Raw genomic sequence first — 24,787 nt, forward strand, 5'->3', positions numbered from 1 at the left:
GGTCATGCTGCGGATACAAAAGGTCAAGGTCGACGACATCTATGTGCCGACCGCGCGGCGCAAGACGCTGCATCCCGAGACCGTCCGCCACCTTGCCGAGGATATTCTGGAGAATGGCATGAAGACGCCGATCCAGGTACGCCATGATGGCAAGCGCCATGTCCTGGTCGAGGGATTGCACCGGCTGGAAGCGGCGAAATGGCTGGGCGAGGCAACCATCGACGCCTATCTGGTTCAGGCCAAGAAGCACTAGGTCCTGACCCTGGCGCTTTCACTGGCGCCCTGAAGCCTTTGAAAAGAATCCCGTTTTCAAATTGAGGAAAAATATCCTGGCCGGCGGTGTCGGATCGACCTCGCGCGCTTCGTCCTAGGTGCGAACGTCAACATTCGCACCCATCAGGAAGGGAAACACCGTGACCACCAAACTCGACATCGCTCCGTCTTCGGAAAACGAACTGGTCCTCGCCCGCATCATCGATGCGCCGCGCGACGCTGTCTATCGCTGCTGGACCGACCCGAAGCTGGTCACCCAATGGTTCGCGCCGAAACCGTGGACGACACCGCGCGCGGAGATGGATGTCCGTCCCGGTGGCGCCTCGCTGGTCGTCATGGCCGGTCCGGACGGCGCAGAGTTTCCCAATCCGGGCCAGTATCTGGAGGTCGTTCCCGGCCGCAAGCTGGTTTTCACCGATGCCTTCACCGGCGATTGGCAGCCGTCGGCGAAGCCGTTCATGGCCGTGGTGCTGACCTTCGAGGATGAAGGCGCGGGCAAGACCCGTTACATCGCTCGCGTCCGGCACTGGAACGCGGCCGACCGCGACCAGCATGTGGAGATGGGTTTCGAGGGTGGTTGGGGCATCTGCGCCGACCAGCTCGAGGCACTCGCCAGGACGCTTTGATCGACGGCGCGAATAGACCGCATCACGGCTTTTCATTTGACGGCACGGGGCAGGGCGCTACCGTGCCGCTTCTCTTTTTCAGCGAGCCTGACATGACCATGAAATACCAGGGCGGATGCCTTTGCGGTGCCGTTCGTTATTCCGCCGAGGGCGAGCCGATCAATCAGCGGGTCTGCCATTGCCGCCTTTGCCAGAAGGCGATCGGCGCCGCCTTCAATGCGCGCCTGCTGTTTCGCATCGACGCCGTCGCGGTCGAAGGGCCGCTGGCCATGGTCAATTCCTCGTCGGAGATCAGGCGTGGTTTCTGTCCGCATTGCGGCACGACCATGTTTTCGCGGCGCGATGCCGCCGGCGTCATGGGCGTGACATCGGGGTCGCTCGACGATCCGGCGGCGTTCAAACCCGAGATGCATATCTACACCGCCTCGAAGCAGGCATGGCTGACGATTAACGACGGCCTGCCGCAATTCGAAGGCGCGCCGCCTCCTGCATAGAGCCGGCTTTCGGCGTTCAAGCGGTCGCTCGCGCAAGTGTGAAATGGATCGCTTACGCCGCCGTATTTTTCCTGCAAATTCCTCGAAATAGCCGGCGAAACATCATTGGGGTGCCATGTTTGGCGCCCTATCTATGCATGGCGGGCGGCCTTCGATGAGGCGAGACATGAGCGAGCGCAGTGAGACACTGGACGAGCTGTTGGGCGACCAGATCGTGCAACTCGTGATGGAACGGGACGGCTGGCGGCCGGAAGATGTGCGCCTGCTGTTCGAGCGAGCGCGCCAACGATCGGCGGCCACGCCGTTGGTGCTGGCGCCGCACGTAATCGCCAAGACCTGTCGGCCGCGCTGGTTGGGCGGTTGAGGTCAGACCGGCGTGCACGTCATCCCGTTGCGCTGCGCGTTGGCGACGCAGTCAGCCCGGTTTGTATATCCTTGCGAAGACGCGCCGACGATGCGGCCGTTCGATGACGTGCGGCGCCAGCGCCAGCCGTCATTGCCCATGTAGATTTCCCAGCTATCCCCGTTACGATCCGTGCAGCTCGACATGGCTCTGTCCTCTTGGTTGAGCGGACAGAGTTAGGGTGATTCCGGGTGACGCCACCACGAATTGGTTGCATCTCTAGGTTGTTGAATTGACCATCTTAAATTGTGATGGCCTCTAGTCGCGGTGGCCAAGTCTGGATTTAAACTCGGCCCCGCAGGCTTGCCGCGGGGCCGGTTTGTATCAATGGCAACTGCCGCAGCAGCTGGTAGCGACCTTCTCGTTGCCGTAGCCAGCCTTCGAGATCGCAGCCGAAATCGCGCTCTCATCGCTGGCGCCTTCCACCGAGACGATCGACGCCGCCAGATCGATCGTGACCCTGGCTTGCGGATCGACGCTTTTCACCGCCTTCTCCACCGTGCTCGCGCAGTGGCCGCAGGTCATATCCGATACTTTCAGGTTGATCATCACAACATTCCTTTCATGGTCGACAGCAGGGACGGTGAGGTTGTGGGGCTTGCCATCGTTGGAAGGTCAAGCGCAGCGCGAAGAAATTTGCCGACGATGTCGCTTTGCCCATTTTCCGATGAGGCTAGGAAGATAGTCGCTTGACCTTCCAGTTACTGGAAACCTTATCTGCTCCTGCAACGACCCAAGGAAGTTGCACGAACATGATCCTCCCCGCCCCATTCACGCCTGCCGGCAGCGGTTTTGCTCTGTCCTCAGACGGGAGGGCCAGCCGATGAACATTGGAGACGCAGCCGCCGCGTCCGGCGTGTCGGCGAAGATGATCCGCTACTATGAAGAGGTCGGCCTGATCGCCAGCCCCGAGCGTACCGGGGCCGGCTACCGGGTCTATTCGCCCGATGACATCCATATGCTCCGTTTCGTCCGCCGGGCGCGCGATCTCGGCTTTTCGGTCGAGCAGATGACCAGTCTGCTGGCGTTGTGGAGCGACCGCTCGCGTGCCAGCGGCGACGTCAAGCGTATCGCCTTGGCACATGTCTCCGAACTGGAGCGCAAGATGCGCGAACTCCGCGCCATGTCGAATGCGCTGCGCCATCTGGCCAAAACCTGCCACGGCGATACGCAAGCCAGCTGCCCGATTATCGAGGAGCTTTCGAGCGGCCATGAGGCGGCTCCACCGAAGCCGAAGCGCAGCACAATGCGACGCCGAAGCGACGCCTATTGAAGCGCTCCGGCAATCCCGCGACCAGACTGTCTACAAGACCCAACAAGGAGAAAATCATGCATCGGCGCACTTTCCTGACCGCCAGCCTTGCCGTGCTGGCCACCGGTGGCCACGCGCTCGCGCAGATGGAGGGGCATGACATGAACGCCATGCCGGGCATGGGCGGTCATGAGGGGCACAACATGGCGGCCGAACCCGCCACGCCGGCGGCGGAGCTGGCGCTGAAGGAAGGCGAGCCGCTGCGCGACCTGCCGAGGCTCGCCAACCAGGCGACGGAAGCTGGCCGTTTTCGCGCCAGCCTGACGGCGGGACTGGCGAAAGCCAACTTCGTTGAAGGTCTGGACACGCCCATCCTCGCCTACAACGGTACGAGCCCCGGTCCGCTGATCGAGGCTTTCGAGGGCGACCGCGTCGAGATCGACTTCGACAACGCCATTCCGGGCGAGGAAAGCACCATCCACTGGCATGGCATGCCGGTGCCGGCCGACCAGGACGGCAATCCGATGGACCCGGTCGCAGCGGGCGCCAAGCGCGTCTATGCATTCGACCTGCCGGCCGACAGCGCCGGCCCCTATTGGTATCACCCGCATCCGCACGGCAAGACGGCCGAGCAGGTGTATCGCGGCCTCGCCGGCGTCTTCCTGGTCAAGCCGAAAACCGATCCCGTGCCGGCCGCCTATAGCGACACCGTGCTTTTCTTCACCGATCTGCGCCTTGGCGAAGATGGCGCGATGCCCGAGAGCTCGATGGTCGACCTGATGAACGGACGCGTCGGCGACCACGTCCTGGTCAACGGCCAGAAGAGCCCCACGCTCGCCGTCGGGCTCGGCACCAAGCGGCGCTTCCGCCTGTTCAATGCCACCAATGCGCGCTTCCTGAGATTGTCCTTCGGCAATGCCGCGATGACGGTGATTGGCTCCGACGGCGGACTTCTGGAAGCGCCGGTCACCGTCGACGAGGTTCTGTTGGCGCCTGCCGAGCGTGTCGAACTGGTCGTCGCCTTCGACAAGCCGGGCGTGGTGCAACTGGCCACGCTCGACTATGACCGTGGTTGGATGGGGCCGGGCCGGCCGGACGATGCGGGGCTGACGCTGCTGACGGTCAATGTTTCGGAGACACCGGCCGAACCTGCGCCACCGCTGCCGCAGAAGCTGCGCAGCATCGCGGCGCGGGGGACGTCGGCGGTGCGTCGTCGCTTCGTCTTCACCGAGAAGATGGGCATGGGCGCCGGCGGCATGGAAATGGGGTTCTTCATCAATGACGCCGCTTTCGATATGAACCGCGTCGACGTCGTCGCCAAGGCTGGCGAGACCGAACTGTGGGAAATCGTCAACAAGGCCGACATGGATCATCCCTTCCACGTGCACGGAACCCAGTTCCAGGTGATCGAGAATGAGCGCGACGGCAAGGTAACGCCGGCTCCTCATCGGGCCTGGAAGGACACGGTCAATGTCGCCCGCGGCGAGACGGTGAGGCTGTTGCTGAAGCAGGAGCGCCCGGGCCTGCGCATGTATCATTGCCACATCCTGGAGCATGAGCAACTTGGCATGATGGGCGTGGTCGATGTGCGAGCCTAGGCCGTCGACGATGGCCGGCCGATGCCGGTAGTCCGGTAGCGCATGGAAGATCTCGTCGCCTATGGCGCGCTGTTCGCCAGCGCCTTCCTGGCCGCGACGCTCCTGCCAGCGTCGTCGGAACTGGTTCTGGTCGGGCTGCTTGCCGCCGGTCGCGGCGATCCCGCCGGTTTGCTGATCGTGGCGACGGTCGGCAACACGGCGGGCTCGGTGGTGAACTGGGCGATAGGTCGCGGCATCGAGGCATTGCGGGGCAGCCGCTGGTTTCCGGTCTCGGCGGAAAACTATGAGCAGGCCGGCCGCGTCTTTCGGCGTTATGGCTTATGGACGCTACCCTTTGCCTGGTTGCCGATCATCGGCGATGCGTTGACCGTGGTCGCGGGTGCCGCGCGCGTCGGCATCTGGCGTTTCGTTGCGCTGGTGGGGATAGGCAAGGCGGCGCGTTATGCCGCCATCGTTGCCGGCCAGTCCTGGGTGATGGGTTAGAGCGCTGCCCGGCTCGACAGGCTCGGCTTGATCTGGACGCCAGTCACGAGCTGCCGGCGAATATTTGCTCAAGGCGGGCGGGAGTGCTGCCGGTGAGGCGCCTTGTTTCGCGCACCAGATGCGCCTGGTCGGCATAACCGGCTTCGGCCGCCAGGGCCGCCGTCGAGGCACGTGAATTTTGCGACAGGCGTCGGAAGCGCTGATAGCGCAGGATGCGGTCGAGCGTCTTCGGACCGTAGCCGAAACTCTCGTCGAAACGACGCCTCAGCGTGCGCTCGCTCAATGCCAGGGCGCGTGCCAGCCAGGGGATGAGCGGCGCGCCCTCGGGCGGCCCGGCATCGATCAGCCGGTGGGCGGCCTGCATGGTGCGGTCGGCGGCCTCGCTCCGGGCATGTCCCGCAATGGCGCTTTCCAAGGAGGCGATCAGTTCGGCGAGGTTCGGCTGCTGGCGGATCGATGCGCCGAGCAGCTTTCCCTTTCGACCAAGCACGGTCTCGATCGCCAGCCGCTGCCCGAGCAGTTCGGCAGCGTCCACGCCAAGCCAGGCGGCAGCCGCGGCCGGCTGGAAGCGGAAGCCGATGACAGCGACGCCCGCAGCTATCGCTTCGGTCTGCGGCTCCTTGTCGGGTCCGGCAATGCGGAACCGCCCGTCGATCCACTGCAGGTCGATCGTGCCGTCCGGCGTCACCACTATCGGCGGCGCTCCTGCCTCCGACATCTGGTGAACCCAGACGGCGGAGAACCAGTCGCGCAGGAACGGCGCGACCGGACGCTCGTGGTAATGGCCGGTCGCCTGGGCGGGCACCGCCTGCATGATCTGTTCTCCCTGGGCAAAAACGCGTCTTGCAAACAGGGTAGGGTCGGCTGTCGGTCCGTTCAAGCCGCTCCGGCACGCGGGCTGCAACATTGGCCGAAATGTTCAAGCAATCCGAACTACGGTCAGGCAAACAGATGTCGATGTTGCCCGGCGCCGATAGCCGTAGGCAAGCGAGGACAGGAAAGGCCAAGACCATGAAACCCAGGATCAGCGTGATCACCGTCGGCGTCGACGATCTGGAGACGTCGCTGAAATTCTATCGCGATGGCCTTGGCCTGCCGACCGAAGGCATCATCGGCACCGAATTCGAACATGGCGCGGTCGCTTTCTTCGATCTGCAGCAGGGCGTGAAATTCGCCATCTTCGCGCGCGCCGACATCGCGCATGACGCCGGCATAACCAGGACCGGCCGCAGCCCGACCGAGTTTACGCTCGGTCACAACGTAGCCAGCCAGGGGGAAGTGGATGCCGTCATGCAACGGGCGATCGCCGCCGGCGCGCGGATCGTGAAGCCGGCGCAGAAAACGTTCTGGGGCGGCTATGCCGGCTATTTCCAGGACCCCGACGATCATCTGTGGGAAGTCGTCTACAATCCGGCCTTCCTGCCGCCGCAGGAATGAGACCGCTCCTGCAGCTTGCCTGCGCCAAAAAAGAGGGCCCTTCGTGGGGAAGGGCCCGAGAACAGGCATACGGGTGAATGGGCCTGTAGCCTCTGTTTTCTAGCTTGCCTCCAGGGCATCGAGCCGGTCCAGCGCCGTGGCCAGGCCCTTCAGGGAGATGGAAAGCGCGACATCCTGCTTGGTGTCGTGTGTCGCCGCGGTCACCTTGAGCGCGGTGCCGCCGCGCAGCATCGAGACGGCGGCCTCGTCGAAGTTCAACGACACCAGGCAGCCAGCCGGCAGGCAGGTCGTGAAGTTTTGCAGGGCCAGCGCCGGTTGTTCGTCGATCTGCAGCGTCACTCCACCTTGCAGCGACAATCCGAAGGGCAGGACGAGCAGGCCGGGCACCGCCTGGTCGGCTTGCTTGCGCAATTCGATGGCCAGCACGCGCTGACCGTCCTGGCGCTGCTGCTGCTGGGTGATGGTGCAGCTTCTGGTGTCGTTCACCACCCGGCAACCGACGGTCCAGTCCTGATAGGTCTCGTTGAGCGAGGTGGCGCCGCCGGGCAGTTGCGGCGCCTGCGCCAGCACCGTCGTCGACAGTGCGCCGGCGCTGATCATGGTCATCAATCTGAGCAAGGCCATGATCAGAACCTCACGCCGAGATTGGCCTTGATGCCGTGGTCCTGGGCATTGCTCGCCAATTGACCGTGATAGGCAAAGCCCAGCGTGGCCTTCGCCGTCAGGTCGAGGTCGAGCGCGGCCTCGATGATCGCGGAATCGCGGCCGAGCGGCGCGCCGTAGATGGCGAAGGGCTGCGAGCCGGCAAAAGCCTGCACCGAGGCCGGCGTGACGTCGCCGAAGGCATGACGCCATCCCAGCGTGCCGCGTGCCGTGGCACCCATGCCGGCCAGCACGAAATCGGTCGAGGCGCGCAACCCGAGCGTGGTGTAGCTGACGCTCGTCGTCTGGCTCTTCGCCGTCACCGCCGAAATGCCGCCGGTCTCAGCGAAGCTGTCCGTGCGCAGGCTGACATGGGCAAGCGCTGCGAAAGGCTCGAAGGAGGCGACCGCCGTATCGATACGGTAGCCGGCTTCGCCGAAGGCCTGGAAGGTGCCGGCGTCGTAGTCACCCTTCAGCTGCTCCGACAGGCCGCCGAAGGCGACGCGGCGCGCCGTCTCGATGTCGTGCCAGGCATAGGCGAGGCCACCGCGCAAGGCCACGCGGCCCCATTTCGCGCCGGCATAGATGCCAAGATGGGCATTGTCGCTCGAACCCGACGAAGCGCGTTCCTCGATCGAGAAGTTCGACTGGGTGTAGCCGGCCAGGACGCCAAGCCGCACCGCCTCGCTGACGAGCGCGTCGCCGCCGAACAAAACACCGCCGATCGAATGTTCGAGCTTGGCGGCATTGCCGTCGCCGTCGACATTGGCCCAGCTGCCGAAGGCATTGCCCCACACCGCGAAGCGGTCGGTGCTGGCCGCGTCGAATTGGCCGCCTTCCGGCCCATAGGACATCACCGGCATCGCCGCTGCTCCAACGCCTTCGAAAGCGGCGCGGATGCGGTCGTTGACGGCGGTGCGGACATGGATCGAATCGTCGATCAGCGCGGTCTTGGCCGAGGCATGGATCTCGCCGGAAAGGCGGTCGAAGGCGGCGCGCGCGTCGGTCTGGCTGAGCAGCGCGACATGGCCGACCAGCCGGCTGTCGCCAGCCATCCGGTCGAGCGCGGTGGCGACCGCGATCTGGTTGCGGGTCTTGCCGGCATCGGCGAATTTCACCGCGTTGCGGGTCAGTTGCAGCGTCAGGTCGTTGCCGTCGCCGCCCACATAGTTCAGCGAATGGCTGAGGAAGGCCAGCGGGTTGAGCACGCTGGCGAACTGGCCGGCGATGGCGTTCTGGCCGTTGTTCTGGATCAGCGTGTAGGGACCGGTGACGCTATTCCATTCCGACAGCGGCGCCGAGCTCATCAGAAGATCCAGCGTGGCACCGCCGATGTCGACATTGCCGCCGACGATCAGTTTGTCGGCAGTCGTAGGGGTGATGTCCACCTGCAGCGTACCACGGTTGGTGTAGTTGCCGGTCACCGTCTGGGTGCCGACGGAATTGCCGGGGCCGTGCATGGCGCCCGCCTCGACATTGGCCGTGGCCAGCGTGCCGGTGCCCGACAACCTGCCGCCGCTGCGCACCGTGGTCTGCCCGCCGAGCTTGCCGTCCACCGTGAGTTCGCCCGACGACACGCTTGTCGTGCCGTTGAAGGCCGAGCTGTCGGCGCTCAGGATGACGCGCGCATTGTTCTGCCCGGCGACGTCGAATGCGCCGCTGCCGGAAAGCACGCCCTGATAGGCGGCCGACGCGGCTTGCTGGAATTGCAGCATGCCTTCGCCACCGATCTCGACATCGCCGCGCAACTGGCCGGCCTGCGAGACGAGCACGCCTTGTCCCACCTCCCAGTCGGTCGTGCTGCCGGCGGCGAGCTTCAGCGTGCCGCTGCCGTCCTTCACGGTGCGGCCGGTGCCTTCGATGACCCCGGCGAAAGTGGCGTCCTCATGCTGGAGGAAGGTGACGCCGGCATTGTTGAGGAGGTTGTTGCGGATGCTGTCGACATCGCCGACCAGCCAGCCATTGCGCACGATGGTGTCGCCGGCATAGCTGTTGACGCCGTCGAGGACCAGCGTGCCGAGATCGTCCTTCACCAGCCCGCCGCTGCCAATGAGGTTGGAGCTGATACGGGAGGTCATCTGCGTGCCGTTCTCGGTGCCGTCGCCGACGCGGATCAGCGTCTGCGGCGCCGAAAGCGTCAGGCTGCCGCCGGTGACGGTGTAGCCGTCCGTGGCGAACTGCATGCCAGTGACGGTGACGGGCGCGCCGCTGCTGTCGACGCTGACCACGCCGCCCTCGGTCTGGAACACGGCGAAGCGGCCGCCCCAGGCGTCGTTGGCGTCGCCATTGACGCGCGTCCAGTTGGTGGTGGTGTTGTTCCAGGTGCCGGTGCCGCCGCCGATGCGGCCGTCGGCCGTGGTGCCGCCGCCGTCCCAGAACTGCGTTTCGGGAACCTCGCCGGGGCCGGGATCGTCGCCGGCCACCACGATGTTGACCTCGTTGGCGATTGCGGTCTGGACCGAGATGTTGGTGCGCGGGATGCCGGGCGGCGAGCCGACGATTTCGAGGCCGTTGTCGGTCAGCCCGCCTTCATAATCGAACAGCCGGTAGATGCCGCGGCCGAAGCCGCCGGCATCCGTGATCGTCAGCGCGCCGTCCAGCGTGAGGTTACCGCCCACGTTGAACAGGGCGCTGGTGCTGGGTGCGCCGAGCGCGACGTCGATGTAGGAATCGTCGTTTAGCATCATGTCGCCGGTTACGGTGAGGCGGTCGCCCGCGCGGCCCTTCAGCACGCCGCCGCCATCGATCGTCACGTCACCGTCAACGGTTCCGCGGCCGGTCAGCGTGGCATCGGCTTGAACGGTCACTGACTCGTTGACGCGTAAGCGCCCGTCGACCCGCAGCGTGCCGCCGTTGACCTCGACTAAGTCAACATCTGAATCCGCGCTGGTCAGGACCAACGTGCCACTGCCGGTTTTTTGGAAACCATAGTCGCCGTTGCCCGATGTAATATCCCCGCCGAGCGTGGCCGAATGATTGTTCGCGACCTCGATCTCGAAGCCGATGTCATCGATTATGATGTAGTTGTCCAGGCGAACGCCATCGGCGAGGGTGAGGCGCGTGTCTTCGTCGGTAAAAAGGGTGCTGGTACCCAGCGCGTCTGTTGCGCGCACAGAGAGGCCGCCCTGCTGCAGGTAGAAAGCGCTGTCAAATGTGCTGGCTTGCGTCAGCGTGAGCGTCCCCTGGCCGGTTTTGAAAAATCTACCGAGCCCTGTGATGTTTCCATCAAAGGTCATGCTGCTGTCGTCCATACCAACCCAGAAAGCGGCATTCGTGCCGACATCGACGGTTCCTCTCCCGGCCAGATGGCCGATGGCTTCGTCTTCTCGAACACGCAATGTCGCGAGCCGCGAAATATGAACTTCCGACATGTTGTTGATGGTGCCCGAACCTGGTTGGGCGGACCCGACTACGAGGTCGCCTTCCTCGACCAGCACCCGGCCAGAGCCAAGGTGCTGGCCTTGCAATCGGAGCCAGCCCCCGCCGACCTTGCGTATGTCGGCATCACCGCTGATGTCGCCACGCAACGTGCCGCTTACTACGACCGCTGCGCCGAGGTTAACGGGTTGTGAACTGTCCAGATACAGGTTGTTGTTGAGAATGATACCATTACTGAGCCAGAGCGAGGCGGTATTGGTGGCGGTCGACAGCATGGATATTGTGCCGGTCCCAAGCGCATTCGAGTGAGCGGCATAGACCTGCGCGCCGATGATCGACGTGCCACCGGAATAGCTGTTGTTGCCGCGCACATCAACGTAACCGCTTCCGCGGATATCCAACGCGACAACGCCGGTGTCGTCCGAAATTGTGCTTGCGAGGTTAAGCGATGGCGACCCTGCCGCTGTCATGATCGTCAATGACGCGATGGTGCCTGCGGTGCTGTTGAGGATTTTCGAGTTTCCAGTTCCGCTAAAATCGCGTACCGCGAGAGATGAACCCGATAGATCCAATGTGCCGCCAAATAAAGATAGGTTCAACCGCCCCGAGCTGAGCGCGTCTCTCGCTAATTGATTGCCAATGGAAAGAATTCCAGCATTTAAGTATAGATTTGATTTCTGGCTATCTGTTTTCAGGTCTGACGGTGAAAAAATTACCTTCCCATCCGGAATTGTCGTGTTGCCAATTATTAGTGTTTTTGGGCCTCCGGATTGAAAATCCACTGTCCCGGAAAATGTAGCCGTGACATTGCTTGTGGCCCACATGGCCTGGGCCGTATTTCCACTGTTGAGCACAATCGCATCGTTGTGGGGGCCGGGTGTGTTGTAGACGATTGGCGCAGCACCCGCCGGCGTCGCCAGCACCGTCCCGGCCGCCACCAGCGCGGTGGCCGACAGAAGCAGGCGTTTGGTCATCGGAAGCCGCCGTGCCGGCGAGGGGACCAGATGTGTCATGAAATGTGCTCTCTGTTCGAATAGGGGTGGGGGAACAGCCGTTGCGGGCCGTCATTCGGTCCGGGTCAGCACGACCTCGCGCAGGCGCCCTTCCAGCGGCCGCACCACGTCGACGAAGGGTTCGCCCTCGGCGCGCATGGCCAGCATCTTGTCGAATTCCTCGTCGAGGGAGGCGATGGCCTCTTCCTTTTGGACGTCGTTGAGCTGGCTGAGCCGCCGGATGCCGGTCTTCAGGTCGCCGAACACGCCATGGAGTTCGGCCTCGCTCACCACCGCCAGGAAGCCGCGCATCGTCTCGCCGACCGCCGCCTTCCAGCTCTCGGCGGTGAAGCCGGCCGTGGTGATCAGCCGCGAGCCCTCGGCGTCGCGCTCGAACCATTCGGCGACGATTTCCTCGTCATAGGCGAAGGGTCCGAGCTGCGGCTGCAGCGCTTCAATGAGATCGACGACGCTGGCAGCCTCGCTGCTGGTCAGCGCCGTCGCCGGGCTCGACGCCAACGTCACCCCGGCACAAAATACAGCAGCCAGAATGTGTCGCGTCGCCCGAAGCAGTTTGGTGAGGCCGCCGGTGGTGCGCTGCCAGGGGCGCACGGCCTCGGTCACCCGCAACGCCGCCTGCGTCTCGTGTGGCCTCCTCGTTGGATGGCCGCTCCCCGCCAGGAGCCGTGCACCCAGAACATCGATCCGTTTCAAAATCCGCCCCCTTCGACCGCTTCCTAGAAGTTGCGGCGACGCACCCTCGAGAACCGCTCTCTGCACCGCCGGTCGAACGTCTACGCCGGGGAAACTGGCGCCGTCTTGGGCGAGGGCGAACGACCTATGCAGGAAACGAACAAAGCGCGACGATTGTGGCCGGTGACGAAAATTGAAGCATATTCAGTCGGTTGGTCGGCGGCGGGCGTCGCCGCTCCCTCCGGTCGGGCGCGACCGGGACGAGGGCGGCGGCGCGGCCCGCGTTAGCCGGCCAGCAGCCTGGCGCGCACTTCGGACGGCGTCAGCTCGAAGCGGCGCCGAAACGCACGGTTGAAGGACGAGATGTCCGAGAAGCCGGCGTCATAGGCGATCGTGGCGATGGTGGTTGAGACGAGATCGCGTTCGTGCAGCAGCCGGTATGCCAGGTCCAGCCTGCTTCCGCGCACGAAGTCGGAAAAGGTGGTGCCCTCGCTTTCGAACAGGCGCTGGATGTAGCGCGGCGTCACGCCCTGGCGCCGCGCCACGGCATCGATGTGCAGCCCCGGATCATGCAGCCGCTCAAGAATGTCCTGCTTGATAAGCTTCAGCCGCGCCGCCGCGATGCCCTTGTCCTTGCGCTTGCCGCCGCCGCGCGCAAAGCCGTCGAGCACCAGTGCGGTGAGATCGAAGATGTGGCGCGTCATCACCTCGCGCGCCCTGTCGCTTGCCGGCGGGTCGCGCCGGCGTATGGTGGCGAATATCCGTTTCAAAAGTCCGTCCCCCTTCAACCGCATCTCGGAAATGGCGGCGGTGCGTCCTCTAGGCATGGCCTCCACACCGCCTGGCTGAACGTCTACGCTGGGGAAACCGCCGCCGTCTTGGGCGGCAGCGAACGATCTATGCTGGAAACGAACAATGCCGGCAGGTAAAGGAAAGTGAAAAAACTATAGTTTAATCAGTGGGTTGGTGGGAACGCAAAGGCGTGTCCCGGCACTGTCTGTCAGCGCGTTCCGTACACCGGCGCCCGTGCCTGGAGGTCAGTTGGCTAATATCTTGGCGCGTACTTCGGACGGCGTCGCGTCGAAGCGCTGGCGAAACGCGCGGTTGAAGGACGAGATGTCCGAGAAGCCGGCGTCATAGGCGATGGCGGCGATGGTAAATCGGGCCAGATCGCGCTTGTGCAGCAGCCGGAAAGCCAGGTCCAGCCTGGTTCCGCGCAGGAAATCGGAGAAGGTGGAGCCCTCGCTTTCGAACAGGCGCTGGATGTAGCGCGGCGTCACGCCCTGGCGTTTGGCCACTGCATTGATGTGCAGGTCCGGGTCGTGCTGCCGTTCGAGAATATCCTGCTTGATCAGTTTCAGCCGTGCGGCGGCGATGCCGCTGTCGTTGCGCTCGGCGCCGCCGCGCACGAAATCGTCCAGCGCCAGCGCGCTGAGATCGAGAACGTGCCGCGAGACGATCTCCTGCGCCTTCTCGGTCGTCGGCGGGTTCTTGAGCAGCATGGAGACATAATCCGCGAACAGCCGCGACTGCTGTGTCACGCGCGGCACGATATAGGTCGGCTCCACGTCGACACGGGGAGCGAGGCGTGCCAGCACCTGCCGGTCGAGCGAGATCGCCTGCAGGCGGGCGGACTTGCCCTTCCAGAACTTGAACGGCCGGGCCTGGTTGATGAACAAAAGGTCGCCGGCCTTGATCTTGATCGGTTCGCCGCCATCCACCTCCATTTCATGGTCTTCGCTGTGCATGGTCAGCAGGTAGTTGTCGCGGCCGTCCTGCGTCAGGTCGCGCGTGCGGGCGCCGGACATCGCCGGGTAGAGCGCATGGCCGACGGTGACGCTGCCAGGCAGCGTCATGGCCTCCAGGTCCATTGCGATATTGTCCTTGTCGACGGGGTGCAGGTGCAGCCCGCCCACCTGGCGCGCCACGAAGTCATGCACGAAGGCCATCTGGCCGGCGTGCTGCATGCCTTGCGTCGACAAGCGCTGCATCGGAAAAGATCCGACGGTCATTGAAGGGGCCTCATTGCGAAGATCAACTCAAACGAGCCCGCACGGATATTGTGCCTGCGGCCAGTCATCTGCGATGCACGAAAAACAACTCCGGCCAGGGTGGATTTGTATCCACGAACCGGAGCAATGTTTATTTCTCCGCTGTTTTTGACTATAAGATAAAAATTGGACCAGTGCCATTTGGTACCGCGCCCGGGGGTCAATGGATCAGGCAAGGCTTCTTTCGTCGGTTAATCGCATCCATGCGGCCGCGCTGGCGCCGCATGAGTGGTCGCTTGCGCTGGAAGATGTGGCTGAACTGACCGGCGGAGATCATGCCGTCCTGGTTCGATTGCCGACCAGGACCGAACCGGGCCAGCTCCTGGCCAGTACCCGTCTCGACGTCGATATCCTCGCGCGCAGTCTGAGCGCCGGCGCGGAACTCGCGGCGGCGCGGCCGTCGGTTGCTAACGCGACTGCCATAGCAAGATCGGCCGATCGCGAATTCGTCAGCTTTGCCGCCGGCGCAAGTCCGGCGTCGCCGTTGCCGGCGCTGCGCGGCACGACCATGACCCGCGCGACGCTGATTTCCGACCGCGAATTCGAGCGCAGCGGCTATTACAACGAGGTGGTCAGGCCGATGCGCGGCTTCCATGCCGCACTCGCCCGGTTCGGCGCCGGGGATGAATATGCGTTGGCCATATGCCGGGGTCGGAGCGCCGCCGATTTCGGTGCGGACGAGATGTCGGGCCTGGCCGCACTCGTTCCCCATTTCGCCACCGCCTTGCAGGTCCAGCAGCGCCTCAACCACGCGCAGGACAGTGCCAGGGGGCTGGCGCACCTGCTCGACCGCATTTCTGCGGCACTGGTGATCGTCGATGGCGAGGGCTGCGTCTGTTTCGTCAACCAGCGCGCCGCGGCGATATTGGACCGGGCCGAAGGGCTCGCCCTGCAGAAAAACAGGCTGGTGGCGACCGACCCGGGCGGCAACCGCAGCCTGCAGGAGATTTTTGGCCGGCTCGGCCGGTTGGCCATTCACGACGGTTCGGCCGAAATCAGGTTGCGGCTACCGCGCGAACACAGCCGCTCGCCGCTGCTGCTGTCGGTGCTGCCGGCGGCTTCCTTCGAGACCCAGGGGCTGTCGCATCGCCGCGCCGTTGCGGCAATCTTCATCACTGAGCCGGATGCCCAGGTCGTGGTCGACCGGGCGGCGCTGGTCGATGTTTTCCGGCTGACCAGGCGCGAGGGCGACGTGGTCGTTCTTTTGGCCAGCGGGCTGGAAATTCCTGAGATCGCTGCCACCCTGGGCCTAGGCATCGGAGCGGTGCGGAATTACCTGAAGGCCGCCTACGAAAAGACCCGCACACACAGCAAGGCCGCGCTCGTGGCATTGGCTCGCGGCTTTGTCGCACCGACCGCCTGAGACGACAGTGATAGGGCTCCTGAGGCTGCGCCCTCGCTCATTCCCTATTCAGTCCAGCAGCGGCGCGACAAGCCAGGGCCAGCATGCCTTGCGTTTTCTGGTGAACGCCCCGGCATGGCCGATCGAAGCGAGCGCCAGCTGGATGGGCCGCAACAAGGTCAGGCCAGCCTTCGCCGCCGGATAATAGCTTGCCAGTTTTCCGGCGATCGCCGGGGACACCAATGGATCGTCCTCAACGGCGACCATGGCCAGTTTGAACTTTGCTCGATCGAGGCCGGGGACGGGATATTCCGTGCCCCAGAACGCACGGTGATAATCGCGTTGCCGGCAAAGATGGCGCCATTCCCAATAGACGCCGCCCGGAATGTCGGCCCCGAAACCCAGGCGACGCCCTGGCAGATAGCCGAAGAGCGTTACCGCGAGCGGACCAAGCAGCCACCAGAACGCCAGGATGCGCGCGAACGACGATTGCGGGTGGTCGCGCCAATGGGTCGGCCCGGAGGCGACGGCCACGACACGGTCGACCTTGGCGATATCGTCATGGAAGGCCAGCCACTGGCCGCCGAGCGAATGGCCGATGACGCGCAGCGGCACCGACGGGAAACGACCGGCGAGGTAGGTCAGCGCGCCGGATTGATCGTCGATCGCCCAATGGCTGAGACATGTCGCCGAGCGGGAAAGGCTGCCGCTGCCCGAACGGCCGAAGTCGCGATAATCATAGGTCAGCACGGCCACGTCATGGGTCCGCGCAAGCCAAAGCGCGAAATCCGCGTAGAAACTCGCCGGAAAGCCGATGCCGCCATGCAGCACCACCGCGAAACGCGGCTCGGTGCCGGGCAGATGCAGGCGTCCTGCCAGGGCGCGGCCATCCTTGGCCTGGAAGCTGATCTCCTCCAATTGCCATTTCTGAAAATGGCTGGTGGCGACGCGTCGCACGCCCAACACTTCGGTCTGCTCCAAACATGCCCCCGTTCGCTTTGAAACGATGGCGACTGTCCTCGCTGCGTCGTCTCCCCATCGCTTCGCTCCCTGTCTAGGAGGCGAAGTTCGGTTTCGTCTTGGGCGGTAGCGAACGACCTATGCGCAGAGCGAACTCGCACGGGCGAATTTTCTCTTTCAAAGGCAGGGCGGAACTGGCGTTGCGGGGTCGTTACCGTTTGCCCCGCATCAATATGTGCCTAAATTCGTAAGCGGCGGCCTTCGCACTTCGCGAGATCGAGCGAATCTCTTAGTTTCGCTGCATGCGTACCTTGTTCAAACGCAGGCTGCCTTCAGCAAAGTTGCGACCGCTGCTGCCACGCTCCGCCATGTTGGCTGCAACTGGCGGGATGGTTGCGCTGCTATTGGCCGGCTGTGCCCAGCCACAGATCGCGTCGTCGACGGACACGCAGATGATGTCGGCGGAAAAGGCGTTTGCCTACCCGGGCCCGGGCGGACCGGCGATCACCGCCGTGCTGGAACGGCGCTATGCCAACGCCATCCAGCAGGAAATCGCGCTCGCCACCTCCGCGCACACATCCGGCCAGAACATGTTGCGCGTTCAGCTGTTCGGGCCGGTGGACACGAAAACCACGGGGCAGACCCGACTGCGCGACGGCTTCCTGCCGCCGAGCAACATAAGCACGGAGTTGCGGCAGCTTTTCCCCGGCATACGCATGGCGCGCTCGCCATATTACGTCCAGAACCGATATGGCCCGTTCGGCTACGCGGTCGGGCGATCCACGGCCGGCGATACCTGCATCTATGCCTGGCAGCGGCTGACCTCCACCGGCTCGACGCAAACCCTGATCGGCAACAAGGGGTCGGTCCAGATCAGATTGCGGCTTTGCGACCAGTCCTTGCCGGAACATCGTCTGCTGCAGACGATGTATGATTTTACGATCTCGTCCTATTTCCAGTCGAGCGGCTGGAATCCCTATGGCGATGCGAATCCGCCGGATCCGTTACTCGGCAAGTCCGGTGCGCCGATTTATCCGGCGGCGGCCGGTGGCCCGGCCGTGCCGGATGTGCGTCCCGCGCCGGTCGCCGCACCAGTAAGGTCGTCAGCGCGGGGCAGCCCTGCGAGGACCCAGCAGGCGCTGCCACAGCCGGTTGGCCCCGTCGTGCCGCCACCGCCGGTTTCGGGCGCGCCTGGGGCGGAAATCCCGCAGACGACGACAGGCAAACAGGTCGTTGTACCGTCGCCGAGGGCGGCAGTCATCGTGCCGCCGCCGCCATGCGATCCGACAACAACGAACTGCCGATAGGCAGGCTGATGGAAAGGAATCATTAACCATATCCGTGGTCATGGAGGAGACTAGGCCTCCCATTCGTCTTTGATGCTGAAGCGGGAGGTTCAGCGGAACACGGAGCGCTGCGAGGCAAGTCCAGAACGTCCCGTCGGGATGGCGGGGACGAGGTTCCAGATGGTGGAAAGACGGATTTGATGCGCAAACTGATCATAGTGCTGCAATGGGCCGTAGCCTCCGTTGCGGTGCTGGGTCTTGTGACGCTGCCGATCAGCCTTGAGACCCAGCTGGTCGCGGGATTGTCCGTTGTTCTCGCGATGATGATCCTGAAATTGGTGCGACCGGACGGCATGTGGCGGCTGATCGCGCTGGCTTTCGGTACGGCTGTCGTCATGCGCTATGTCTACTGGCGCTCCACCAGCACCTTGCCGCCGATCAATCAGCCCGAAAACTTCATCCCCGGCTTCCTGCTCTACCTCGCCGAAATGTACAGCGTGCTGATGCTGGCGATCAGCCTTTTCGTGGTGGCGCAGCCGCTGCCCTCGCGACCGTCGCGGGCGAAGTTCGACGGCAGGTTGCCGACGGTCGACGTCTTCATCCCGACCTACAATGAGGAGCCGGCGCTGCTCGCCAATACGGTGGCCGCGGCGATGGGCATGGACTATCCCGCCGACCGTTTCACCGTCTGGCTGCTCGACGACGGCGGCACGCTGCAGAAGCGCAATTCCGAACGGCTGACCGAGGCGGACAACGCCGCGAGGCGGCATGTCGAACTGCAGAAGCTCGCCGCCGATCTTGGCGCCCGCTATCTGACCCGCGATCGCAACGAACACGCCAAGGCCGGCAATATGAACAACGGCCTCGACCATTCGAAGGGCGAGTTGATCGCGGTTTTCGACGCCGACCACGCACCGGCTCGCGACTTCCTCAAGGAGACGGTCGGCTATTTCGACGAGGATCCACGCCTGTTCCTGGTCCAGACGCCGCATTTCTTCCTCAATCCCGATCCGATCGAGCGCAATCTGCGCACCTTCGAGAAGATGCCTTCCGAGAACGAGATGTTCTACGGCGTCATCCAGCGCGGACTGGACAAGTGGAACGCCTCGTTCTTCTGCGGCTCGGCGGCCGTGCTTCGGCGCTCGGCGCTCTTGGAAACCGACGGCTTCAGCGGTGTTTCGATCACCGAGGATTGCGAGACTGCAGTCGAACTTCACTCAAGAGGCTGGAACAGCGTCTATGTCGACCGACCGCTGATTGCCGGGCTCCAGCCCGCCACGTTCGCATCCTTCATCGGCCAGCGCAGCCGCTGGGCGCAAGGCATGATGCAGATCCTGCGGTTCCGGTTCCCGCCGCTCAAGCGTGGTCTGACGTTCCCGCAGCGCCTCTGCTACATGTCGTCGACGCTGTTCTGGCTGTTTCCCTTCGCGCGGTCGATCTTCCTGTTCGCCCCGCTCTTCTATCTGTTCTTCGACCTGCAGATATTCACGGCCTCGGGCGGCGAGTTCATGGCCTACACGCTCGCCTACATGATCGTGAACCTGATGATGCAGAACTACCTCTACGGGGCGTTCCGCTGGCCGTGGATTTCGGAACTCTACGAATATGTTCAGACTATCCACCTGCTTCCGGCGGTGGTTTCGGTGATCGCCAATCCGCGCAAGCCCACCTTCAAGGTCACGGCCAAGGACGAATCCATCGCCACGAGCCGGCTTTCCGAAATCGGCAGGCCGTTCTTCGTCATCTTTGGCGTTCTGCTGCTCGGCGTCGCCATGACCATCTACAAGGTCTATGCCGAGCCCTACAAAGCCGACGTCACCCTGGTCGTCGGCGGCTGGAACCTGCTCAATCTGATCATGGCGGGATGCGCGCTGGGCGTGGTCTCCGAGCGCGGTGAGCGCGCCGCGACACGACGCGTGAAGGTGAGCCGCCGCTGCGACTTCAACCTCAATGGACGGTGGCTGAAGGGAACGATCGAAAACGTCTCCGCCAACGGGGCCAGGGTCGTGGTCTCGGGCGCCGAACTGGAGGAGATCGCGCAGGGTGCCGAAGCGGCCTTGCGTTTCCGCACCTTTGCGACCGACACCGACGGCGTCCTGCCTGTCGCCATCCGCAATTTCGAACGCACCGCCGACGGCATCGCCATCGGCTGCCGCTATCGCCCGCAAGAGGCGGCGCATCACAAGCTGGTCGCGGATCTGATCTTCGCCAATTCCAAGCAGTGGGAGGAATTCCAACTGTCGCGCCGGGGCAATCCCGGCCTGTTGCGCGGCACCTTCTGGTTCCTGCGGCTGGCGCTCTACCAGACCTATCGCGGCGTCGTTTATCTCCTGCGCGATATTCGCGGCCGATCGGAGCATGACACGCCCGTCGCCAAGGCCGCGGAGCGGCGGCCATGAGAGCACGGCTCTACGCTGGCCTCGCAGTGCTGTTGTCGACAGTGGCCGCAGGCGCGCAATCGATACCCTTCGACATGACGCCCGAGCTCGGCCGTCCGGCGGCCAGTGGCCAACCCCAGACACAGCCGTCGCAGGGCACCAACCCGCAACCGCTTCCCACCGTTGCCGACAGGCAGCGGCGCTACCTTCTGCCGTTTCCTGAATTCGTACTGTCGGGTGAGACGGCGCGCCGCTCTTGGGCCATCTACCTCACCCAGCAGGAGGCTGCCTCGCCGGCAGGGCTTCGCATCGGCTACCAGAACGCGGTTGTCGTGGCGCCCGAGATTTCGCATCTGGTACTGTCGATCAATGGCAACAAGCTGGTCGATACACAGATCAAATCGTCCAATGGCACGGCCGAGCTTGGCGTCGACATCCCCGCCAACCTGCTTCACCAGGGCCTGAACGAGATCGTCGTCGAAGCGCAGCAGCGCCACCGCACCGACTGCACGGTCGCATCCACCTATGAATTGTGGACACGATTTGATCCGGCCAAGACCTTTCTGACCTTTCAGGACCAGGCTGCCGGCCGCTGGAAAAGCGTCGAGGACATCCGCGCCGTCGGGGTCGACGAAAAAGGCGGGACCAGTTTTCTGTTGGTGGCGCCGTCAATGACACAAACCCCGGCCACGGTTCCCGTCGTCCGGTTGGCCGAAGTGCTGGCCACATTGTCCAACATGCCGAACCAGACCTTCGCACTGCGCGAGAAGCCCGATGCGCCAGCGCGCGCCGGCCAGGCAGTGGCGGTCGTTGGCCCGGCAGCCGACATCCAGCAATACCTGCCGGCATTGCCGCCAGGCGCGACGACCGCTCCGGTCTCGGCGATGGTCGACGATCCCAATGGCGGCCCGTCCACCCTCGTGGTCACCGGGCCCAACTGGCAGGCTGTCGGCTCGGCGGTCGAGGACATCGCCAAGGTTCTGGACCGGCCTGCGACCAGCCAGCGAACGAGCCTCGCCACGCAGACATGGCACATGCCAGACGTACCGCTTTTTTTCGAGGCCGGGCTCAAGACATTTTCCGAACTGGGCGTCGCCACGCAGGAGTTCAGCGGCCGCCGGTTCAGGACGGATTTCATGATCGGCATGCCGGCTGATTTCTACGCCGATTCCTACGGCCATGTGACGCTGCTGCTCGATGCTGCCTATTCGCAGGACGTGCTTCCCGGCAGCCACATTGATGTCTATGTGAACGGCAACATCGCCGCCACCATGCCGATCACCTCGACGGGCGGCGAGATCCTGCGGCACCTGCCGATCAATGTGACGATGCGCCATTTCCGGCCGGGCGACAATTCGATTGCGATCGAGGCGGTGCTGCAGACAAAGTCGGATGCTGTGTGCGCGCCCGGTGCCACCGGCTCCGGCAGCAGCCGTTTCGTGCTGTTCGACAGTTCCGAGCTGGTGGTGCCGGCCTTTGCCCGCATCGGCCGGACGCCTAATCTCAGCGCCGTCAGCGGCAACGGATTTCCCTATGGCAGGGCAGGCGAGCCGGTACCGCTCATCGTCGACAACAGCGAGCCCAAGGCCTTGTCGGCCGCCGCCTCCCTGCTTGCCAGAATGTCGGTGGCCGCCGGCCGGCCGATACCCGTCAAGGCGGCAACGGCAAGCGGAGCGACCACGGATCGCGATGCGATCTTTGTCGGTGCGGTCTCGCAAATCCCAGCGACGGTGCTTGCTCAATTGGGCATCGCCGGTGATGTGGCGCTGACCTGGGGCGAAGCCACGAGCCCGGCCGGCACCAACACCGATGCCACCTTCGACGAATGGCGCCAGAGGCTGCGCGGCAGCGGATGGCGCGGTCAGGTCAGCATGTTCGAGGATTGGCTGAACCGGACGTTCAATTTTTCCTTCAGTTCGTTGCGGCTGATCCCACGCTCTGACCGGCCGTTCTCGCCTCCGGGCGGCACCAGCTTGCTGCTTGCCCAGCAGGCCAGCCCGGACGGCTTCGGCACCTGGACCGTTGCCACCGCGCCGAACGCCGACTTGTTGCAGGAGGGCGTCGACGCGCTGGCTCAGCAAACACAGTGGCGGCAGCTCAGCGGCCGTATCGCCGCATTGGATGTCTTGAGCCACAAGGTGACGACCGAGCCAGTGGTCAGGTTCGGGTTCGTGCAGACGCAGCCATTCTCCATTTCGAATTACCGGCTGATCGTGGCGAACTGGCTGTCGGCCAATGCGCTTGCCTATTCGGTGGCGCTTGCTGTGCTGTCCATCCTGCTTGGCCTCGCCACCGCAGGTCTGCTCGCTTCCCTGGGCAGGCGACCATGAGGGCGCGCATCCTCATTCCCGCTGGCCTGGTTGTGCTTGGCGCCCTCGCGGTCGCTAATGCGGACCGGCTTGAGCAGTTCGTGCGCGGCGGTACAGGCATGGGCGCACAGAACCTGGCCGGCGGCGACATGACGGCAACGATCGCCGACGTGCATACGATTTTGGCGCAGGCTGATGGCGGCACCGCCACGCCCCTGTCGGCCCGCCCGACCGCCCAGCCGAAGGTCGACGAGACGGCGCTTCGCTACTTTGCCGCCAGGGGCGACACCAAGCGCCTGGAAGCCGAGATCGCCAGGCTGAAGGCGCTTTACCCCAATTGGGTGCCGCCGCAGAACCCGCTCGCGGCAGCACCCGTCGGCGATCCCCAGCTCGATGCGATGTGGAAGCTTTATTCCGACGGCAAGCTCGCCGAACTCGAAAAAGCCATCGCCGCGCGGCAGCTGGCCGAGCCCGGCTGGACGCCGCCGCCTGATCTCGTCGATCGGCTGAAACTCGCCGAGGCGCGAGAACAGCTCGTCAAGGCCGCTGACCTGAAGAACTATGACGAGGTGGTGCGGCTCGGCGCCGCTAATACAGGCCTTTTGACCTGCGGCGACGTCGATGTTTTGTGGCGGGTGGCGGAGGCCTTCGCCCGCACCGACCGCAAGGATCGCGCCACCGACGCCTATCTCTATGTGCTGAGAAATTGCGACAAGCCCGAGGAGCGGCTGGGTAGCGTGCAGAAGGCTTTGCCGCTGCTGCCGCGCTCGGACATTGCCCTGCTGCTTGCGCTGGAGCGCAAGGCGCCCGACGGCAAGGGCGAGTTCGAACCGGTGCGCGCCGACATCGCCCGCCAAAGCCTGGCCGATGCCGGCAAGGATCCGAAACTCACCGTCCTGCCGGAAGACCTGGCCCTCGTCGAAAAGCTGGCGAACGACCAGAACCTGGTCTCCGACAACCTTCTGCTTGGCTGGTACCATTTGCGCCGCGACAATCCGCAGGGCGCCGAAACCTGGTTCCGCAGGGCCTATCTGAAGGAAAGCTCCGCCGAGACCGCACAAGGCCTGGCGCTCAGCCTGGTCGACACCAACCGCGCCGCCGAGGCCGAAACGGTCCTGTTCCAGTGGCGCGACAGCAGCGACGACACGAAAAAAGTCTATCTGGCCGCCGTCGCCAATCTGCTTGCCGCCAATCCACCGCCGCAGCCGACGCCGGAAGTGCTGGACCGCATGTCGCGCGCTGTGGTGGCCGCGAAGGATCCCGTGTCGGCGCAGCAGTTCGGCTGGTATGCCGACGCTTTGAACCAGTTCCAGACAGCGGGCCAATGGTTTGCGCTGGCACTCGGCTGGAAACCCGACGACGAGCCCAATGCCTATGGGCTTGCCCTGATGCGCTGGAAGCTCGGCGACAAGGCCGGCGTGCGCGAGATGCAAAGGGCCTGGGCCGGCCGTTCGGAACGGATCGCCCGGGTGGGCGAACCCGAGGCGAAACCGCGCAACGGCACGCCAACGGCACCTCTGCCGCCCCTGGCGCCAACCCAGCCCCGGGTCGAGCCGCAGGCGAGGGCGCCGGTCGCCGTATCGCCGACGCAGGAGGCCGCGCCCGAACGCCGGGCTCGGCCGCGTCGTGCTGCGGCGCAGCCGCGCAATTGCCAGGCAACGCAGGACCCCACCGGCATGGCGCCCGAACAGGCCCTGTCGCGCGGCTGGTGCCTGATGGAGATCAACCGGCCGCTCGAGGCCGCCGCCGCCTTCGAGGTCGCCCTGCGCGGCAGCGGCCGCACCCGCAGCGACGCGGCCTATGGTCAAAGCCTGGCCTATCTGCGCGCCGGCCTTGCCGACCGGGCGGCGGTGGCATCGACGAAAGCCCCGCTGAGCGGCGGCCGCGCCACCGAAATCCGCACCGCGCTTCTGGAACAGCAGGCGCTCGCCGCCTTCGAGCACGGCCGCTATCGCGAGACCCTGATGACGCTGGAGGAACGGGCCCGCATCGCGCCCGAGCGCATCAACCTGATGATCCTGCGCGGCTATGCCTATCTCAAGCTGCGCCGCTTCTCCGATGCCGAGCAGGTTTTTCGTGCCGCCGCCGCCACCGGCGACCGCGACGCCTTGAAGGCGCTCGGCGATCTCGCTCGCGCCCGCAATCCGAATTAGCAACCGGGAGGCGGCTCCGATTTCCTGGCGAGAGCCG

Annotated in this window: 23 protein-coding genes and 1 pseudogene; 14 read left to right on the top strand and 10 right to left on the bottom strand. The window is 64.4% G+C overall.

Features of this window, described 5'->3' with window-relative positions; translation table 11 throughout:
• Positions 1-4: 4 nt before the first annotated feature.
• The 4 genes from QFZ88_RS24005 (at position 5) to QFZ88_RS24020 (ending at position 1,757) form a co-directional block, all read left to right on the top strand.
• Positions 5-253, top strand: a complete 249-nt coding sequence (locus tag QFZ88_RS24005) for a ParB N-terminal domain-containing protein (RefSeq protein ID WP_024923736.1) — start codon at positions 5-7, stop codon at positions 251-253.
• Between the two features lie 160 nt (positions 254-413).
• Positions 414-899, top strand: coding sequence for an SRPBCC family protein (locus QFZ88_RS24010; protein WP_024923735.1), 486 nt, complete (start codon positions 414-416; stop codon positions 897-899).
• Between the two features lie 98 nt (positions 900-997).
• Positions 998-1,393 carry a GFA family protein gene (locus QFZ88_RS24015; protein ID WP_204367408.1) on the top strand — a complete coding sequence of 132 codons (396 nt, stop codon included), beginning with the start codon at positions 998-1,000 and terminating at the stop codon, positions 1,391-1,393.
• Between the two features lie 166 nt (positions 1,394-1,559).
• The gene (locus QFZ88_RS24020; protein ID WP_024923733.1) at positions 1,560-1,757 is read left to right on the top strand and encodes a hypothetical protein; all 198 of its coding nucleotides are present in this window, start codon (positions 1,560-1,562) and stop codon (positions 1,755-1,757) included.
• Between the two features lie 2 nt (positions 1,758-1,759).
• Here QFZ88_RS24020 and QFZ88_RS24025 read toward each other — a convergent pair whose 3' ends face one another.
• Together QFZ88_RS24025 and QFZ88_RS24030 are read right to left on the bottom strand one after the other, a co-directional pair.
• On the bottom strand, positions 1,760-1,942 hold the full coding sequence (locus QFZ88_RS24025) for a YegP family protein (protein WP_024923732.1): 183 nt from the start codon (positions 1,940-1,942) through the stop codon (positions 1,760-1,762).
• A 178-nt stretch (positions 1,943-2,120) separates the two neighbouring features.
• On the bottom strand, positions 2,121-2,345 hold the full coding sequence (locus tag QFZ88_RS24030) for a heavy-metal-associated domain-containing protein (protein ID WP_024923731.1): 225 nt from the start codon (positions 2,343-2,345) through the stop codon (positions 2,121-2,123).
• Between the two features lie 274 nt (positions 2,346-2,619).
• Here QFZ88_RS24030 and cueR point away from each other — a divergent pair, with 274 nt between their 5' ends.
• Genes cueR through QFZ88_RS24045 form a run of 3 tightly spaced genes read left to right on the top strand, consistent with a single transcriptional unit; the run spans position 2,620 to position 5,129 of the window.
• Positions 2,620-3,069 carry a Cu(I)-responsive transcriptional regulator gene (cueR, locus tag QFZ88_RS24035; RefSeq protein ID WP_065998106.1) on the top strand — a complete coding sequence of 150 codons (450 nt, stop codon included), beginning with the start codon at positions 2,620-2,622 and terminating at the stop codon, positions 3,067-3,069.
• 56 nt (positions 3,070-3,125) lie between these two features.
• Complete coding sequence (locus QFZ88_RS24040) at positions 3,126-4,646, top strand: multicopper oxidase family protein (RefSeq protein WP_024923730.1); 1,521 nt, start codon at positions 3,126-3,128, stop codon at positions 4,644-4,646.
• 42 nt (positions 4,647-4,688) lie between these two features.
• Positions 4,689-5,129, top strand: a complete 441-nt coding sequence (locus tag QFZ88_RS24045) for a YqaA family protein (protein WP_024923729.1) — start codon at positions 4,689-4,691, stop codon at positions 5,127-5,129.
• Positions 5,130-5,172: 43 nt separating this feature from the next.
• Here the strand turns inward: QFZ88_RS24045 and QFZ88_RS24050 are convergent, their stop codons facing one another.
• Positions 5,173-5,943, bottom strand: coding sequence for a helix-turn-helix domain-containing protein (locus QFZ88_RS24050; protein WP_024923728.1), 771 nt, complete (start codon positions 5,941-5,943; stop codon positions 5,173-5,175).
• Between the two features lie 197 nt (positions 5,944-6,140).
• Here QFZ88_RS24050 and QFZ88_RS24055 point away from each other — a divergent pair, with 197 nt between their 5' ends.
• Entirely contained in the window at positions 6,141-6,566 is a 426-nt protein-coding gene (locus QFZ88_RS24055; protein ID WP_024923727.1) for a VOC family protein, read from the top strand.
• 99 nt (positions 6,567-6,665) lie between these two features.
• Here the strand turns inward: QFZ88_RS24055 and QFZ88_RS24060 are convergent, their stop codons facing one another.
• The 3 genes and pseudogenes from QFZ88_RS24060 to QFZ88_RS29590 all read right to left on the bottom strand — a co-directional run.
• A complete protein-coding gene (locus tag QFZ88_RS24060) occupies positions 6,666-7,190 on the bottom strand; it encodes an invasion associated locus B family protein (RefSeq protein WP_024923726.1) in 525 nt (174 codons plus the stop codon).
• A 2-nt stretch (positions 7,191-7,192) separates the two neighbouring features.
• On the bottom strand, positions 7,193-10,015 hold the full coding sequence (locus QFZ88_RS24065; RefSeq protein WP_244431204.1) for an autotransporter outer membrane beta-barrel domain-containing protein: 2,823 nt from the start codon (positions 10,013-10,015) through the stop codon (positions 7,193-7,195).
• 39 nt (positions 10,016-10,054) lie between these two features.
• Positions 10,055-10,240 (bottom strand): annotated as a pseudogene (locus QFZ88_RS29590) (hypothetical protein); the annotation flags it as partial.
• On the opposite strand from QFZ88_RS29590, the gene QFZ88_RS24070 reads away from it, so the two are divergent.
• Positions 10,181-10,780 carry a hypothetical protein gene (locus QFZ88_RS24070; RefSeq protein WP_161773073.1) on the top strand — a complete coding sequence of 200 codons (600 nt, stop codon included), beginning with the start codon at positions 10,181-10,183 and terminating at the stop codon, positions 10,778-10,780. The pseudogene QFZ88_RS29590 and the gene QFZ88_RS24070 sit on opposite strands and share 60 nt — an antisense overlap.
• Positions 10,781-11,650: 870 nt before the next feature.
• Here QFZ88_RS24070 and QFZ88_RS24075 read toward each other — a convergent pair.
• The 3 genes from QFZ88_RS24075 to QFZ88_RS24085 form a co-directional block, all read right to left on the bottom strand.
• The gene (locus QFZ88_RS24075) at positions 11,651-12,292 is read right to left on the bottom strand and encodes a hypothetical protein (RefSeq protein WP_244431205.1); all 642 of its coding nucleotides are present in this window, start codon (positions 12,290-12,292) and stop codon (positions 11,651-11,653) included.
• Between the two features lie 263 nt (positions 12,293-12,555).
• Complete coding sequence (locus tag QFZ88_RS24080) at positions 12,556-13,098, bottom strand: helix-turn-helix transcriptional regulator (RefSeq protein ID WP_081769993.1); 543 nt, start codon at positions 13,096-13,098, stop codon at positions 12,556-12,558.
• 210 nt (positions 13,099-13,308) lie between these two features.
• Positions 13,309-14,262 carry an AraC family transcriptional regulator gene (locus QFZ88_RS24085; protein WP_036253957.1) on the bottom strand — a complete coding sequence of 318 codons (954 nt, stop codon included), beginning with the start codon at positions 14,260-14,262 and terminating at the stop codon, positions 13,309-13,311.
• 223 nt (positions 14,263-14,485) lie between these two features.
• Between QFZ88_RS24085 and QFZ88_RS24090 the strand changes: the two genes are divergently transcribed.
• The gene (locus QFZ88_RS24090; RefSeq protein WP_024923721.1) at positions 14,486-15,685 is read left to right on the top strand and encodes a helix-turn-helix domain-containing protein; all 1,200 of its coding nucleotides are present in this window, start codon (positions 14,486-14,488) and stop codon (positions 15,683-15,685) included.
• A 48-nt stretch (positions 15,686-15,733) separates the two neighbouring features.
• Here the strand turns inward: QFZ88_RS24090 and QFZ88_RS24095 are convergent, their stop codons facing one another.
• Positions 15,734-16,645: an alpha/beta fold hydrolase gene (locus QFZ88_RS24095; protein WP_024923720.1), complete on the bottom strand. Its 912-nt coding sequence runs from the start codon at positions 16,643-16,645 to the stop codon at positions 15,734-15,736.
• A 431-nt stretch (positions 16,646-17,076) separates the two neighbouring features.
• Between QFZ88_RS24095 and bcsN the strand changes: the two genes are divergently transcribed.
• From bcsN to QFZ88_RS24115, 4 genes are all read left to right on the top strand, one after another.
• A complete protein-coding gene (bcsN, locus tag QFZ88_RS24100; RefSeq protein ID WP_161773074.1) occupies positions 17,077-17,931 on the top strand; it encodes a cellulose biosynthesis protein BcsN in 855 nt (284 codons plus the stop codon).
• Positions 17,932-18,110: 179 nt separating this feature from the next.
• Positions 18,111-20,309 carry a UDP-forming cellulose synthase catalytic subunit gene (bcsA, locus tag QFZ88_RS24105; RefSeq protein WP_065998103.1) on the top strand — a complete coding sequence of 733 codons (2,199 nt, stop codon included), beginning with the start codon at positions 18,111-18,113 and terminating at the stop codon, positions 20,307-20,309.
• Positions 20,306-22,618 carry a cellulose biosynthesis cyclic di-GMP-binding regulatory protein BcsB gene (locus QFZ88_RS24110; RefSeq protein ID WP_024923717.1) on the top strand — a complete coding sequence of 771 codons (2,313 nt, stop codon included), beginning with the start codon at positions 20,306-20,308 and terminating at the stop codon, positions 22,616-22,618. The genes bcsA and QFZ88_RS24110 overlap by 4 nt, the downstream gene beginning before the upstream one ends.
• Entirely contained in the window at positions 22,615-24,750 is a 2,136-nt protein-coding gene (locus QFZ88_RS24115; RefSeq protein ID WP_065998101.1) for a hypothetical protein, read from the top strand. The genes QFZ88_RS24110 and QFZ88_RS24115 overlap by 4 nt, the downstream gene beginning before the upstream one ends.
• Positions 24,751-24,787 lie beyond the last annotated feature (37 nt).

It is taken from the genome of Mesorhizobium sp. YL-MeA3-2017, assembly GCF_030814575.1.
Lineage (GTDB): Bacteria > Pseudomonadota > Alphaproteobacteria > Rhizobiales > Rhizobiaceae > Mesorhizobium > Mesorhizobium terrae.